General features: G+C 69.7%; 1 protein-coding gene. It reads left to right on the plus strand.

Annotation, left to right across the window (positions count from 1 at the left end):
- Window positions 1-50: 50 nt before the first annotated feature.
- Window positions 51-435, plus strand: a 385-nt coding sequence (locus EYB28_RS19675) for a helix-turn-helix domain-containing protein (RefSeq protein WP_166852936.1), incomplete at its 3' end; no start/stop codon positions are given.

Genomic DNA, 435 nt, shown 5'->3' on the forward strand with positions numbered 1-435 from the left:
GGCGGGTTCAAGCGGTCGTCGCAACACCTGATCTAGCGAGGGGTGTTGCGATGGGTGACGGGACAAAGGTCGTGCGAAGTGTCGAGCACGCGTTCTGGCGGGGTGTGCGTGACGGGTTGAGCGTGTTCGATGCCGCGCAGGTTGCCGGGATCTCGTTCGCGACGGGCTACCGCAAGATCCGGCAGGCTGGCGGCGTGCTGCCTGCAGATCTGGGCGAGCCCTCGGGCCGCTACCTGTCCTTGACGGAGCGCGAGGAACTGGCTGTGCTGCGCGCTGAGGGGCGCGGGGTCCGTGAGATCGCGCGGCTGTTGGGACGTTCCGCCTCGACGATCTCCCGGGAGCTGGCACGGGGCACGACGGCGGGCCGCTACCGGGCGATCGCGGCCCAGGTGCGGGCCGATGAACGCGCCACTCGCCCCAAGACGCGCAAACTGG

It is taken from the genome of Isoptericola sp. BMS4 (assembly GCF_011634835.1).
In the GTDB taxonomy this organism is placed as follows: domain Bacteria; phylum Actinomycetota; class Actinomycetes; order Actinomycetales; family Cellulomonadaceae; genus Isoptericola.